The organism is Winogradskyella sp. (assembly GCF_013213835.1).
Classification (GTDB): Bacteria; Bacteroidota; Bacteroidia; order Flavobacteriales; family Flavobacteriaceae; genus Winogradskyella.
In genome coordinates this window covers 104,603-117,790 of sequence record NZ_JABSSU010000004.1, presented here as the reverse complement: position 1 = coordinate 117,790, position 13,188 = coordinate 104,603, and the positions used below count along the sequence as shown (strand labels likewise).

Here is a 13,188-nt window from a genome sequence, read left to right as displayed (position 1 = left end):
TATGAATCCTCTTGTTTCCATAATAACACCAATGTACAATAACCAAGTTGTTATTAATAAAACCATAAAAAGTGTAATCAATCAAACCTATTCTAATTGGGAACTACTTCTAGTTGACGATTCTTCTTCAGACAATACTTTTGAAATTGCTAAACAAGAAGCAAGTAAAGACCCAAGAATAAGGGTTTTTAAAAATAATAAAAACGAAGGTGCTGCTGTGGCAAGAAATTTTGGCACAAAGAGGGCAAAAGGCGATTTCATCGCTTTTTTAGATGCCGACGACTTATGGTTGCCAAACAAACTAGAACTGCAACTAGAGGCTCTAAAAAAAGCTGATGTTTGTTTCAGTAGTTACGAATGGATTGACACCAAAGGGAATCCACTCAATATAAAAGTGAATGCTTTAGAATCCTTGACCTACAAAAAGCTATTAAAAGCCAATTATATCGGAAATCTAACAGGAATATATAATGCTAAAAAGCTTGGAAAAATCTTTACCAAAAACTTAAAGAAAAGACAAGATTGGCTATTATGGTTAGAAGCCATTAAAAGAAGTGGTAAACCAGCTGTTGGACTTCAAGATACATTAGCTTATTATCGAAATTCTGAAGATTCATTGTCATCAAATAAGGTTAAACTTATTAAACACAATTATAAAGCCTACAGAAAGGGTTTAGGGTTTTCTATGATAAAATCATGTTTTTACATGATTTTGTTCCTTTATGAGCATTTAATAGTGAAAAGAAGACGCATTAAGAAGATATCTTAGATACAAACTGCTTCAATTTTCCTGCTTTAGTTCGTTGTAGTTGTTTGACGCGTTCAAACTTAACTTTTATTCCAGGTTCTAGGTAGTTTTCCATTTCAGAAGTAATAAATGCTTCTTGAGATTCAGGTAGAGGTTCTTTACTTATATAGATGATTTTAAAAAGGTCTAATGCTAATTGTTCAATAATAAATTCACTAACATTACCATCATTCTCAATAACACTTTTTGTGATGTAATAAAAGGTTAAACCAGCAGCTTTTTTTCCGCTTGGCAACAATGCAATATCATTGGTTCTTCCGGTGAGTTGTTTTAGTATAGGTTTTCTAGTTGTACTTTCTTTAGACAAGACACCAATATCACCAATATCGTACCTAATAAACGGATGTGCTTTGTTATAAAAAGAGGTAATTACAATTCGTCCTTCTTCACCATACGACAAGACATTATCATTCTTATCTAAAACCTCAACCAGAAGTGTTTCACTATTAACTTGCCATTCATCATTTGTGTTTTCAAAAGCAATTAAATCTAGTTCAGAAGCACCATATTCGTTCACCACAGGCACACCAAAATACGTTTGCATGAGAAGTTTATCATCTTCAAAAAGCATTTCCGAAGTCACAATACAAACCTTTAAACTCGGACAAACAGAAGTCAAAACAATATTTTTTCGCTTCAGGAACTTTGCAAATTGAACTATCGGACTTGTATATCCATTGATAAATTCAAAAGAAGTCTTTTCAAACTTTTTAAGAGCAGTTTCAAAAGCGACATCACTCAAATCAAACACCGAAAACCGATAACGATTACTAAACCAATCTTTTAGTCGCTCTTTGTAATAGCCTTTTTTATCTAACGGAATACCATAAAAACGCGCTTGCTTTGAGGTGTTAAAATCGATACCATACCATGAAAACCGATTCATAATTTCTGCCCAAGTCATAGCATGACACCATTTGTCTTTTGCGAAAATGAATGGGTCACCAGAACTACCTGAAGTTTTATTTAAATAAACATTTTTCGTCGAGTAACCTTCGCTTAAGCGATGTTCTATAGTTTGTTGCAAATGACGTTTAGTCATTACTGGAACAGAATTCCAATCATCAACATTTATATCTTTACCAAAGGATTTATAAAACGGATTATGCTCTAAATGATAGTTTACTATAACCTTTTTTTGAGTTTCGAGATAAGTGCTAAAGTCATCATAATTCAATTTTTGAATTTGAGATAAAGTAGATTTTGCTTTATCAATATCAAAGCCGTTTACTTTTAAAGAAAAATCGAATAAATTCAAGCTATATCTAACAAATAAGGTTTATGTAAAATAATTGCTTTTTAAATTTAAAACCAACTATTTTTGCGCAAACAAAATTTAACCATGAATATTTTAGTACTAGGATCTGGAGGAAGAGAACACACATTTGCTTGGAAAATTGCACAAAGTCAACATTGTAATAAACTGTTTGTTGCACCTGGAAATTCAGGAACAGATGCTATTGCTGAAAACTTGAATATTTCAGTTACCGATTTTGTTGAAATAAAGAACGTTGTACTAAAAAATGACATTCAATTGGTTGTTGTTGGACCAGAAGACCCATTGGTACAAGGTGTTCATGATTTCTTTTTAAATGATGAAGAACTAAAATATGTGTCTGTAATAGGACCTGAACAAGCGGCTGCCGAGTTAGAAGGGAGTAAAGAGTTTGCAAAAGAATTTATGATGCGTCATAATATTCCAACTGCAGCATATGAAAGTTTTACAAAAGATAATGTTGAAGATGGTTATAAGTTTTTAGAAACATTACAACCACCATATGTATTAAAAGCAGATGGATTAGCGGCCGGAAAAGGTGTTTTAATCCTTAACGATTTAGCAGAAGCAAAAACTGAACTTAAAAACATGTTGGTTGATGCCAAATTTGGTGATGCGAGTACCAAAGTTGTGATTGAAGAGTTTTTAGACGGTATTGAATTAAGCTGTTTTGTATTAACTGACGGTAAAGACTATAAAATTCTTCCTACTGCAAAGGATTACAAACGTATTGGTGAAGGAGATACTGGATTAAATACTGGTGGAATGGGCGCAGTATCACCAGTACCTTTTGCCACACAAGAGTTTTTAGATAAAATTGAAACTAGAATCGTAAAGCCGACTGTTGAAGGTTTAAAGAAAGACAATTTACCTTATGTAGGATTCATTTTTATAGGTTTAATCAAAGTAGGAGATGACCCTAAAGTGATTGAATATAATGTAAGAATGGGTGATCCAGAGACTGAAGTTGTTCTACCAAGATTAAAGTCTGATTTGGTTGAAATTTTTCAAGCTATGGCAAACCAAACACTTGCTGAGGTAGATATAGAAATAGATGAGCGCGCTGCAACTACTATTATGATGGTTTCTGGCGGTTATCCCGAAGCTTACGAAAAGGGAAAAGAAATCACAGGAATAGAAAATGTTGAAGATTCAATTTTGTTTCATGCAGGTGCAAAAATGCAAGATGACAAAGTAGTGACTTCTGGTGGACGTGTTATGGCTGTAACTTCATACGGAAAAACATACCAAGAAGCCATAAAAAAATCTTACCAAAACATAGAAAAACTACATTTTGATAAGATGTATTATCGAAAAGATATTGGTTTTGATTTATAAATAAGAATGAGAGGAAATACTCTTATCTTCTTCATTGTTAGCGTTAAATTTAGCTAACTGCATCATCCAATATACAAATGCTACAAAACCAATAGCCATAAAAATCCATGAGAACATGTTTGCAGCAAACCAGTTCTCTAATTCTAATGCTCTAAGAGCATCAAGTGGCGCGAATAATACATCAACAAATAAATCTTGTATTCCGTAAAAGAAATCTTTCATAACTTTATTTAAATTTACGTCAACAAAAGTACAAAAAAGCAAATAATATACAACCGTAGTCTGTATTAAAAGACCCATCAATGATTACAACTATCTTCAGAAAATCTAAGCCAATTAATTTTATTATTGTTGCCGCTTACATGATTTTGATTTTTGTAATCTTTAATTACAATTCGTTTTCAACTGATTTTAATGAATTAGCAAATACGTTTCTAAAATTAGGAGTATCGCTTTTCTTCATTTTTATATTAGACTTTATTGTATCTAAAAACAGTCTATCAAAGAAGAATTCTTATGCAATACTAACCTTAGGGTTACTTTTTGGTGTATGTCCAGAAGCATTTAATCATTCTAATGCGCTTATTGCTAATTTATTGGTATTGTTTGCGTTAAGGCGCCTATTGAGTTTACACTCTAACCTCACAATTAAGAAAAAGTTTCTCGATGCAGGATTTTGGATAATGTTAGCGACCTTGTTTTATCTTTGGTCTACTCTATTTTTCTTAATAGTTATTGTTGCTCTAATGTACTATTCACAGAATAATGTTAAAAATATCATTGTGCCCATAATTGGCGCGTGTACAGTTGTAGTATTGCTTTTTGCATATAATATTGTAAGATTCGACACTTATTTTCAGTCATCAGATCTAGATTTTGCTTACAGCTTAGATTTTACTGTCTATAATAGCAAACAGAATATTATAAGATTAACTGTATTAGTGGTCGCTTTTATTTGGACCTCTATTTATTATTTAAATAACCTTTCAGATAAAAATAAAAGGTTAAAACCGTCCTATTTTATTGTGTTTTTTGCGGCTATTTCGGCATTTATTATTGCATTTATAGCACCGGACAAAAATGGAAGTGAGTTTGTATTTTTATTTGCGCCGTTCTCTATAATTATGTCTAATTATATCGAAGACATTTCAGAACGTTGGTTCAAAGAAATTTTTATTGTCTTGCTACTTTTGGTTCCAATAATAAGCTTATTGCTGTAATTTGTTTCCAAAGGCTAAATCACCTGCATCACCAAGACCTGGGATGATATACCCTTTTTCGTTCAATTCATTGTCAATGGTAGCAATCCAAAGATGTGTGTCGCTATCAAATGCTTTCGAGACAAATTCTACACCTGTTTTAGCACCTATCACACTAACAAGATGAACACTTTTTGGTTTTCCAAATGGTTTTAAAGCTTCAAAAGTAGCCACCATAGATTGTCCTGTAGCTAGCATTGGGTCAGCCAGAATGAGTGTTTTATTTTCTAAGCTTGGGCAAGCCAAATATTCTACCACAATATCAAAACTTTCTGGGTTGTGTTTGTGTTGTCTATATGCTGAAATAAATGCGTTCTCAGCAGCATCAAAATAGTTAAGAAGCCCATTATGTAAAGGCACACCAGCTCTTAGAATTGAACAAAGTACAATATCTTTTTGATGTAAAACAGTTTCAGAGATACCCAAAGGTGTTTCTGTTTTATGGGCTTCATAAGATAGCGATGTACTTAACTCATAACCTAAAATTTCACCAATACGTTCTATATTTCTTCTAAAGCGCATACTATCTTTTTGAACCGATTTATCTCTAATTTCCGAAATAAAAGTATTTAGTATTGATGGCTTCTTAGATAGGTCATGAATGTGCATAATTAGAAGTATTATGATGAATTGCTAAGTTAATAATTCAAAGTATATTTGCATTACCAAAATTTTAATCAATTATGTTTTCAGATAAGGCAAACAGTATATTTCAAGAGGCAATAAAGACATATAAAGTTTTAAACACTATAGACCAACCGTTTACGAATAAGTATGACAAAAATGAAGATGTAATTGCGCATTTATTGTATAGAAAATGTTGGATTGATACTGTACAATGGGCTTATGAAGATATTATTAGAGATCCAAACATTGAGCCAGAAGCTGCGTTAAAATTAAAGCGTATGATTGATGCTTCTAATCAGGATAGAACCGATACAGTTGAGTTTATAGACAGTTATTTTTTAAATAAATACAAAGACGTTGAAGCAAAGTCAGACGCAAAGATTAATTCTGAAAGTCCTGCTTGGGCAATAGACCGTTTATCAATTTTAGCACTTAAGATTTACCACATGCATTTAGAAACGGTAAGAGAAGATGCAACAGCGGCTCATAAAGCAGCTTGTCAAAAGAAATTAGATGTTTTGTTAGAGCAACGAACTGATTTAAGCACAGCAATTGACGATCTTTTAGCAGATATAGCCAATGGAGATAAGTACATGAAAGTTTATAAGCAAATGAAAATGTACAATGACGATGAGCTTAATCCTGTTTTGAGAGGACAGAAATAATTCGTTATCCTAAACGGTCACACTGAGCGAAGTCGAAGTGCTGTTTAGGTGCTTTCTTCTATAATAAATGCTAAAGCCAAAACACATCCTTGTCCTTCGATTCTCAGCAATGGGAGATGTTGCTATGACGGTTCCTGTTATTAAGGCTTTAATAAATCAATATCCCGATTTAAAAATTACGGTTGTAACCAGAGCATTTTTTAAACCATTATTTTCAGGTTTGAAGAATGTTGGCGTTTACACTGCGGACTTAAAAGGAGAGCATAAAGGTATTTTAGGACTTTATAAACTATCCAAAGAACTCAAAGCCTTAAATTTTGATGTAGTTGCTGACTTGCATAATGTTCTAAGAAGTAAAATTTTAAAGGTTTTTTTCACAGGAAAAAAGGTAATTCAAATTGATAAAGGTCGACACGAAAAGAAAGCTTTAACATCAGGAAAAGAATTTAAACAACTAAAAACGACGCATCAACGCTATGCTGATGTGTTTGAGAATTTAGGTTTTCCTTTAGTTTTATCTCAGCCGAGTTTTCCTAGTAAAGTTGATTTATCTCAAGACTTAAAAACGTTTATAACAGACGCTAGTAAAAAGACAATTGGTATTGCGCCTTTTGCTGCTCATCAAGGTAAGATGTATCCTTTAGCCCAAATGAAAGACGTGATAAAACAGCTTTCAAAAGAATATAATATCATTTTATTTGGAGGAGGAAAAGAAGAGACGGCGATTTTAAACAAAATAGAAAAGGAACATCAAAGTGTAGTTTCTGCTGCTGGAAAATTAAGTTTTGAAGATGAACTAAGCTTAATCTCAAACTTAGATGTAATGCTTTCTATGGATTCCGGTAATGGGCATTTGGCAGCAATGTATGGTGTAAAAGTTATCACCATTTGGGGAGTTACGCATCCGTTTGCTGGCTTTGTGCAATATAATCAACCAGAAGAACATCAGCTTACGGCAAATAGAGATAAATTTCCTTTAATTCCAACGTCTATTTACGGCAATAAATATCCAGAAGGTTATGACAATGCAGCAGGAAGTATTTCTGCTGATGAGGTCGTAGAGAAAGTTAAGTCTATTATTCCTGCGCAATCGTGATGATGTCACACTGAATAAGCCTGTACTGAGCGCAGTCGAAGTATCGAAGTGTTCTCGAAGCATCTGGAAATTATTAAATCTAGTAAATGAGAAATCTCAATTGTTGCACAGTGTGCTTCTAACCAAAACTCGATTTGACGTATTTGTCATTTCTGCATAGGCAGGAATTTCATAAAGACAAAGAAAACTAATCCCTTATCCCTTTCTTCCTATTTACTTATTTAAACATCATCATAATCCACTACAATAGTAGAAGAAGTCGGATGTGCTTGGCAAGTTAAAATAAGGCCTTCAGCAACTTCACTATCGGTTAAGATATTGTTCTGCCTCATCGTAGCCTCACCATCAGTGATTCTCGCAATACAGCTGCTGCAAATGCCACCTTGACAAGAATATGGCGCGTCAATATCTTGTTTTAAAGCAGCGTCTAAGATGGATTCTTCTTGAGACATTTCAAACTCAAATTCTTCATCGTCAACAACAACTTTAATTTTTGAGTTACCATCTAAAGTTTCAGTAGACGAAGTATTTTCCGTTTCGGTAGGAGCAGTGAATAGCTCGAACAAAATGTTCTTTTCTTTGATGCCGTTTTCAAGCAACACATCTTTTACAGTATGTATCATATGTTCAGGGCCACAGAGATATAATTTTTCTATAGAAACACCTTGGTATTTGTTCTTTACAATAAGGTTTACCGTGCTTTTGTCTATACGGCCAAAAAGTGCATCATCTTCTTGGGTTTGACTATATGTACAATGTAAATGAAAACGGTTACCATAAGTGTTTTTTAGACTTACGAGCTCACTCATAAACATGGCATCGTTTAAAGATTTATTCCCATAAACTAGTATAAAATTGCTAAACGGTTCGTCCTCTAATAGTGTTTTAGCAATACTGAGAATTGGTGTAATACCGCTACCAGCAGCAAAACCAGCAATAGTTCTTGTTTTGGCGGCATTAGCTTCAAAAATAAAGCGTCCATTAGGTTCGGCAACTTCAATACGATCACCAACTTTTAATGATGTGTTAGCAAAAACTGAAAATGTACCATTTTCAACAGCTTTAACACCAACTGTAATATCACCACTAGTTACAGAAGAACAAATTGAATAGTCTCTTCTTACGTCTTCACCGTTAATTGTTGATTTTAGTGTAATGTATTGCCCAGCTTTAAACTGAAAAACTTCTTTTAAATGAGATGGAATATCAAAACTAATAGCAACCGATTTATCCGTTACTTTATCTATAGACTTTATTGTTAAAGAATGAAATTGAGCCATTGCAACTATTTTTTGGCAAAAATAATGAAATACTGCGGTAGCTGAGGTTCTCGAAGCTACCAATTAGACATAAAATTTTCTTAAAGTAATACCTAAGAAAATTATGCATAAGAAAATTATGTATATATTTGTGTTATGAGCAACTCAAAATTATATAAAGGAAGTTTAAACACCATCATTTTAAAACTGCTCAATGAGCAAGATAAAATGTACGGTTATGAAATTACCCAGAAAGTAAAAGCATTGACCAAAGGTGAACTTAATATTACAGAAGGCGCTTTGTATCCTGCGCTTCATAAACTAGAGGCTGAAGGTTTGTTAGATGTTGAGGTTGCAAAGGTTGATAATAGACTCAGAAAGTACTATAAACTTACAGAAACCGGAACCAAAGAAACAGCAAATAAACTCAATGAACTTGCTGAGTATATAAAAACAATGCAAGCCTTAGTTAGTCCTAAATTAGCTTAATAGATGAAGCGCTTATCTAAGGAACAAATACAATTTATCGATAACTATTTAGAGCATTCTGATGTGTTTTATGCTGACATAAGAATGGAAATGATAGACCATGTTGGTGCAGCTATTGAAAGTGAAATGAGAGAGCAAAACACAGAAGACTTTTATACGGTTTTTAAAGATTATATGGTTGCCAATAAGTCAAGTCTTTTGGAGAGTAATAAGAGATTTTTGAAGAATGTAGATAAGGGTCTTTTTAAAAGGCTTTTTAAACTCATGATAAAACCTAAGGCTATTTTATTATTTGTTGCATTAGTAGTTTTTACTTTTGTAATAATTTCAAAAAAGGGTCATGAAAATTTAGTGGAATTATTTTATTGGTTTCCATTTGCTTCAATTGTTCCTTTTTTAATTCTATATACGATAACACTAAGAATTTTCAAGATATCTCGTTTTTCAGGTATTGAAAGAATGGCTTTTGTATACATGGTATTCTTTCAGATTTTAAACCTATCTAGAATACTATTCAGAGGTTATTTTAGCACTGAAACTGCTAATTCCGTTGTAATATCGGTAGTTATTTCAATAATGGTTTTCATTTCAATGCTGTTATTGCAATTAACCTACCAAATATTGAATGAGTACAGAATAAACTACAAGTCTATTTAGAAATGAAACTTACTAAAGCACAAATACAGTATATAGATGATTACCTTAAGAAAAAGGGCATTCAATATTGGGATGTAAGAATTGAAATGGTAGATCATTTAGTGTCTGACATAGAAAACTATTCTGGTGCTGCTGATTTTGAAACTTTATTTCTTAGAAGTTTAAAGAATACCAATTGGGATGGAAATTTAGAAACTGTGCACATACAAAGTTGGAAGCATACAAACAAGATGTACAGAAAAATGCATTTTCAAGAGATATTAAAGTGCCTTAAGAATCCAAAATATCTTATAGGTGTTGCAATGCTATATTTAATATTTTATTTGGTAGCTTTTAAATTTCCCGAAGCGTTAAAAACAGTGGCCTTCATTGTATTTGCTTTGCCTATGGTAGTTATGCTTATTGAACTTATAAAGTCCTTAATTAAGAAATTAGGAAAGTCAGTAAATATGCAGTACGGTTTTTTCTATTTCTCATTTGGCATTATTATGCTGAATTTACCAATACAGTTTTTGCCAAAGGCATATAGCCATATTTGGTTACCTATTGTTATGACTATCTTTTTAGTGGTAATGTTTGCGGGTTATAAGGTGTATTGTTTTGCACTCAATAGGGTATTGAAAATGAAAGTTGCAATGTCATGACATTAAATGAAGCACAAATACAAGACTTATACGCTTTTACAAGAAATCATTATGTAGAACATTATGATTTACAAACTGAGCTAGTAGATCATCTTGCCAATGATATTGAAGGCATGTGGAAGGAGAATCCAAAGCTAAGTTTTGAAGATGCTAAACAAAGCGCATTTAAAAAGTTTGGCATTTTTGGTTTTATGGAAGCGATTGAACAACGGCAAAAAGTAATGGGGAAACGCTATAGAAATTATTTTTGGCGAGAACTAAAACAATGGTTTAGACTTCCTCAAATACTTACCACTTTAGGTCTTTTTTGTTTGTATTATGTCACATTTTCTTCGAGTTATGTAGCTGTTTTTGCTTTCAGTTTTTATGTACTAATTGGTGCTTGGTGTATTTATAAAGGCATACAACTAAATAGACAATTTAGACGAAGAAAAGAGCGATCTAAAAAAAAATGGATGCTCGAGGAGATGATTTATAAACAAGCTGGAGCAATAACACTTGTCTTTATGTCTCAGCTTTTTAACGTCTTTAATATTACTGACAAATTTGTTGAGAATATTTACCACGTACTAGGCTTAGCAGTTCTTTTTACCTTATTAACCTTGTGTAATTATATTAGTTTTCAACTCATTCCAGATAAAGCTGAAGATTTACTAAACGAAACATATCCAGAATTTTGTTTGTAACATTCTGAGTATATTGACTACTAACACATCAAAATCAACCTTTAGCTATGATAAAACACTTTTTAAACTTAGAGTGGAAGCAATATTTTAGATCTTCTTATTGGCAAAAAAGCATAGCACTTAATATTCTTCTGGTCTTATTAGGTTTATACTTTGTTGTTATGTTTTTAGGTCTAGGGTTTGGATTACTATTCATCCTTAAAAAAGCATTACCAGATAAAGATCCGTTTGTCGTTGCAAACAGTTTTATGTTCTTCTGGTTTTTAGGAGATTTAATGATGCGCTTCTTTTTGCAAAAGTTGCCTGTTATGAGTGTAAAGCCTTTACTTACATTACCAATTAAACGCTCTACAATTGTGCACTTTGTTCTTGGAAAATCTGCGCTCAATTTCTTTAACTTCCTACCATTATTTGCTGTAATTCCTTTTAGTATTATGCTAATTAGAGATGGTTATGCAGCTTCAGCCATTTTGCCATGGATGTTTGCTGTTATAATTGTAGTGCTAATTATCAACTTTCTAAATTTTATAATAGAAGCATTTTCTGCAGAAAAAGACTTGTCCTTTTTGCCTTTAATAATTGTGGCAGGCACATTGTTTGGTTTAGATTATTTTAATGTATTACCAATGAAATCCTTAGTTGGTGATTCTTTAGTAGCAATTTCCAATAATCCAGTTTACATTTTAATACCACTATTACTGTTAGCAATATTTTATATGTATAACTTTAAGATTTTAAAAGATAAATTGTTTTTAGACAGTTCATTAAAATCTAAAGTCACTGAGGTTAAAGCTGCAGATTTATCGTGGACAAAGCGTTTTGGAGACATCGCTCCTTTTATGCAGTTAGACCTAAAACTTATTTGGCGAAATAAACGTACTAAGTCTATGACCATGTTGTTATTCATTGGTTTGCTGTATGGTTTGTTCTTTTATCCGCAACCCATGTATAGAGATATGGAATTTATGTTTGCCTTTATTGGTGTATTCTCAACAGGATTTTTCTTAATCAATTTTGGGCAATTCATTCCAGCTTGGGATAGTGGCTATTATAAAATGTTAATGAGTCAAAATATAAAGTACGAACAATATTTGCGCTCTAAATTTATCCTTATGGTAATGAGTGTTGTTATTTTATTTGTGCTTGGTATACCGTACGTATACTTCGGTTGGAAAATACTTATTGCACACTTTGCTGCAGCCATTTATAATATTGGGGTAAACTCACATGTCATTCTTTATGGTGGATCTTTCAATAGGAAGAAAATTGATCTCGATAAAAAAGCTGCCTTTAATTACCAAGGTACTGGGGCAGTACAATGGATCATTGGTTTTCCTTTAATGCTATTACCAATGGGACTATTTGGATTAGTGAATTGGCTAGTAGGGTTTGAAGCAGCTGTAGCACTTTTAATAATAATGGGAGTTACAGGCATTGTGTTTCATAAAAAACTAATGAGTTTCATCACTAAAAAATATTTAGATTCTAAATACAAAATGATTAACGCGTTTAGTCAAGATAATTAATATTACACATCAACATCATGATATATACAAAAGACCTTTCGAAAACATATAACGGAACAACGGTTCTTAACATTGAAGAATTATCTATTCCAAAAGGACAAAGCTTTGGTTTAGTAGGAAATAACGGTGCAGGAAAAACAACATATTTCAGCTTATTATTAGACCTTATTAAGCCATCTACAGGTAGGATAACTAATAATGACGTCGCAGTAGATGCGAGTGAAGATTGGAAACCATTTACATCTGCATTTATAGACGAGAGTTTCTTAATAGGCTATTTGACACCAGAAGAGTATTTCTACTTTATTGGTGATTTGCGAGGACAAAATAAGGCGGATGTTGATGCATTAACTTCTAAGTTCGAAGATTTCTTTAATGGAGAAATCATTGGCAAGAAAAAGTATTTGAGAGATCTTAGTAAAGGAAATCAGAAAAAAGCAGGGATAGTTGCTGCACTTATAGGAAACCCAGAAGTTATCATTTTAGATGAGCCTTTTGCAAATTTAGACCCAACAACTCAAATTAGATTAAAGCAAATCCTAAAAGATTTAGCTGAAAAGCAAGGTGTAACGGTAATGGTTTCTAGTCACGATCTTATGCATGTAACAGATGTGTGTGAGCGCATCGTTGTTTTAGAAAAGGGTAACATTGTAAAAGACCTTGAAACAAACCCAACAACACTTAAAGAATTAGAAGCTCATTTTGCTAGTAATTTAGAAACGTCAGAAGAAGAATAACGCTTTATAAAGATAAAGCAGACTCAATAAAATTCCCTTTTCATCCTAGCGTCTTAGCTAGATTGTAAAAGGGATTTTTAATTCAACATCAGCTTCTATTTCAAAAAGATGATTATTTTTA

15 protein-coding genes are annotated in these 13,188 nt (G+C 32.6%); 11 read left to right on the top strand and 4 right to left on the bottom strand.

Features of this window, described 5'->3' with window-relative positions; genetic code table 11:
- Position 1: 1 nt before the first annotated feature.
- Positions 2-769 (top strand): glycosyltransferase family 2 protein, encoded by a 768-nt coding sequence (locus HRU50_RS06295; RefSeq protein ID WP_296349327.1) that lies wholly within the window; start codon positions 2-4, stop codon positions 767-769.
- Here the strand turns inward: HRU50_RS06295 and HRU50_RS06290 are convergent.
- On the bottom strand, positions 753-2,066 hold the full coding sequence (locus HRU50_RS06290; RefSeq protein ID WP_296349325.1) for a phenylacetate--CoA ligase family protein: 1,314 nt from the start codon (positions 2,064-2,066) through the stop codon (positions 753-755). The genes HRU50_RS06295 and HRU50_RS06290 overlap by 17 nt on opposite strands.
- A gap of 84 nt (positions 2,067-2,150) precedes the next feature.
- Between HRU50_RS06290 and purD the strand changes: the two genes are divergently transcribed.
- The gene (gene purD, locus HRU50_RS06285; RefSeq protein WP_296349323.1) at positions 2,151-3,422 is read left to right on the top strand and encodes a phosphoribosylamine--glycine ligase; all 1,272 of its coding nucleotides are present in this window, start codon (positions 2,151-2,153) and stop codon (positions 3,420-3,422) included.
- Here the strand turns inward: purD and HRU50_RS06280 are convergent.
- Complete coding sequence (locus HRU50_RS06280; RefSeq protein ID WP_296349320.1) at positions 3,417-3,644, bottom strand: uracil phosphoribosyltransferase; 228 nt, start codon at positions 3,642-3,644, stop codon at positions 3,417-3,419. The genes purD and HRU50_RS06280 overlap by 6 nt on opposite strands.
- A gap of 80 nt (positions 3,645-3,724) precedes the next feature.
- Between HRU50_RS06280 and HRU50_RS06275 the strand changes: the two genes are divergently transcribed.
- Positions 3,725-4,642 (top strand): DUF6427 family protein, encoded by a 918-nt coding sequence (locus tag HRU50_RS06275; protein ID WP_296349318.1) that lies wholly within the window; start codon positions 3,725-3,727, stop codon positions 4,640-4,642.
- Here the strand turns inward: HRU50_RS06275 and upp are convergent.
- A complete protein-coding gene (gene upp, locus HRU50_RS06270; protein WP_296349316.1) occupies positions 4,631-5,290 on the bottom strand; it encodes a uracil phosphoribosyltransferase in 660 nt (219 codons plus the stop codon). The two genes, HRU50_RS06275 and upp, sit on opposite strands and share 12 nt — an antisense overlap.
- Positions 5,291-5,364: 74 nt before the next feature.
- Here upp and HRU50_RS06265 point away from each other — a divergent pair, with 74 nt between their 5' ends.
- Both HRU50_RS06265 and HRU50_RS06260 read left to right on the top strand, forming a co-directional pair.
- On the top strand, positions 5,365-5,973 hold the full coding sequence (locus HRU50_RS06265) for a DUF4254 domain-containing protein (RefSeq protein WP_296349314.1): 609 nt from the start codon (positions 5,365-5,367) through the stop codon (positions 5,971-5,973).
- A 67-nt stretch (positions 5,974-6,040) separates the two neighbouring features.
- Positions 6,041-7,069, top strand: coding sequence for a glycosyltransferase family 9 protein (locus HRU50_RS06260; protein WP_296349312.1), 1,029 nt, complete (start codon positions 6,041-6,043; stop codon positions 7,067-7,069).
- A 221-nt stretch (positions 7,070-7,290) separates the two neighbouring features.
- Here HRU50_RS06260 and HRU50_RS06255 read toward each other — a convergent pair whose 3' ends face one another.
- Positions 7,291-8,349 (bottom strand): ferredoxin--NADP reductase, encoded by a 1,059-nt coding sequence (locus HRU50_RS06255; protein WP_296349310.1) that lies wholly within the window; start codon positions 8,347-8,349, stop codon positions 7,291-7,293.
- 135 nt (positions 8,350-8,484) lie between these two features.
- Here HRU50_RS06255 and HRU50_RS06250 point away from each other — a divergent pair, with 135 nt between their 5' ends.
- Genes HRU50_RS06250 through HRU50_RS06225 form a run of 6 tightly spaced genes read left to right on the top strand, consistent with a single transcriptional unit; the run spans position 8,485 to position 13,067 of the window.
- Positions 8,485-8,817, top strand: coding sequence for a PadR family transcriptional regulator (locus HRU50_RS06250; RefSeq protein ID WP_296349308.1), 333 nt, complete (start codon positions 8,485-8,487; stop codon positions 8,815-8,817).
- Between the two features lie 3 nt (positions 8,818-8,820).
- Positions 8,821-9,474, top strand: coding sequence for a hypothetical protein (locus tag HRU50_RS06245; RefSeq protein WP_296349306.1), 654 nt, complete (start codon positions 8,821-8,823; stop codon positions 9,472-9,474).
- A gap of 2 nt (positions 9,475-9,476) precedes the next feature.
- A complete protein-coding gene (locus HRU50_RS06240) occupies positions 9,477-10,118 on the top strand; it encodes a hypothetical protein (protein WP_296349303.1) in 642 nt (213 codons plus the stop codon).
- The gene (locus HRU50_RS06235) at positions 10,115-10,804 is read left to right on the top strand and encodes a hypothetical protein (protein WP_296349301.1); all 690 of its coding nucleotides are present in this window, start codon (positions 10,115-10,117) and stop codon (positions 10,802-10,804) included. Before HRU50_RS06240 ends, HRU50_RS06235 begins: the two co-directional genes overlap by 4 nt.
- A gap of 47 nt (positions 10,805-10,851) precedes the next feature.
- The gene (locus tag HRU50_RS06230; protein ID WP_296349299.1) at positions 10,852-12,330 is read left to right on the top strand and encodes a DUF5687 family protein; all 1,479 of its coding nucleotides are present in this window, start codon (positions 10,852-10,854) and stop codon (positions 12,328-12,330) included.
- A 17-nt stretch (positions 12,331-12,347) separates the two neighbouring features.
- Positions 12,348-13,067, top strand: coding sequence for an ABC transporter ATP-binding protein (locus HRU50_RS06225; protein WP_296349297.1), 720 nt, complete (start codon positions 12,348-12,350; stop codon positions 13,065-13,067).
- Positions 13,068-13,188: the final 121 nt, after the last annotated feature.

What these genes read in the sequence shown, in the direction of transcription:
- HRU50_RS06275 (WP_296349318.1), top strand. Translation starts at nt 3,725, where the DNA reads ATGATTACAACTATCTTCAGAAAATCTAAGCCAATTAATTTTATTATT.
- HRU50_RS06245 (WP_296349306.1), top strand. Translation starts at nt 8,821, where the DNA reads ATGAAGCGCTTATCTAAGGAACAAATACAATTTATCGATAACTATTTA.
- purD (WP_296349323.1), top strand. Translation starts at nt 2,151, where the DNA reads ATGAATATTTTAGTACTAGGATCTGGAGGAAGAGAACACACATTTGCT.
- upp (WP_296349316.1), bottom strand. Translation starts at nt 5,290, where the DNA reads ATGCACATTCATGACCTATCTAAGAAGCCATCAATACTAAATACTTTT.
- HRU50_RS06250 (WP_296349308.1), top strand. Translation starts at nt 8,485, where the DNA reads ATGAGCAACTCAAAATTATATAAAGGAAGTTTAAACACCATCATTTTA.
- HRU50_RS06235 (WP_296349301.1), top strand. Translation starts at nt 10,115, where the DNA reads ATGACATTAAATGAAGCACAAATACAAGACTTATACGCTTTTACAAGA.
- HRU50_RS06265 (WP_296349314.1), top strand. Translation starts at nt 5,365, where the DNA reads ATGTTTTCAGATAAGGCAAACAGTATATTTCAAGAGGCAATAAAGACA.
- HRU50_RS06280 (WP_296349320.1), bottom strand. Translation starts at nt 3,644, where the DNA reads ATGAAAGATTTCTTTTACGGAATACAAGATTTATTTGTTGATGTATTA.
- HRU50_RS06225 (WP_296349297.1), top strand. Translation starts at nt 12,348, where the DNA reads ATGATATATACAAAAGACCTTTCGAAAACATATAACGGAACAACGGTT.
- HRU50_RS06255 (WP_296349310.1), bottom strand. Translation starts at nt 8,349, where the DNA reads ATGGCTCAATTTCATTCTTTAACAATAAAGTCTATAGATAAAGTAACG.
- HRU50_RS06295 (WP_296349327.1), top strand. Translation starts at nt 2, where the DNA reads ATGAATCCTCTTGTTTCCATAATAACACCAATGTACAATAACCAAGTT.
- HRU50_RS06230 (WP_296349299.1), top strand. Translation starts at nt 10,852, where the DNA reads ATGATAAAACACTTTTTAAACTTAGAGTGGAAGCAATATTTTAGATCT.
- HRU50_RS06240 (WP_296349303.1), top strand. Translation starts at nt 9,477, where the DNA reads ATGAAACTTACTAAAGCACAAATACAGTATATAGATGATTACCTTAAG.
- HRU50_RS06260 (WP_296349312.1), top strand. Translation starts at nt 6,041, where the DNA reads ATGCTAAAGCCAAAACACATCCTTGTCCTTCGATTCTCAGCAATGGGA.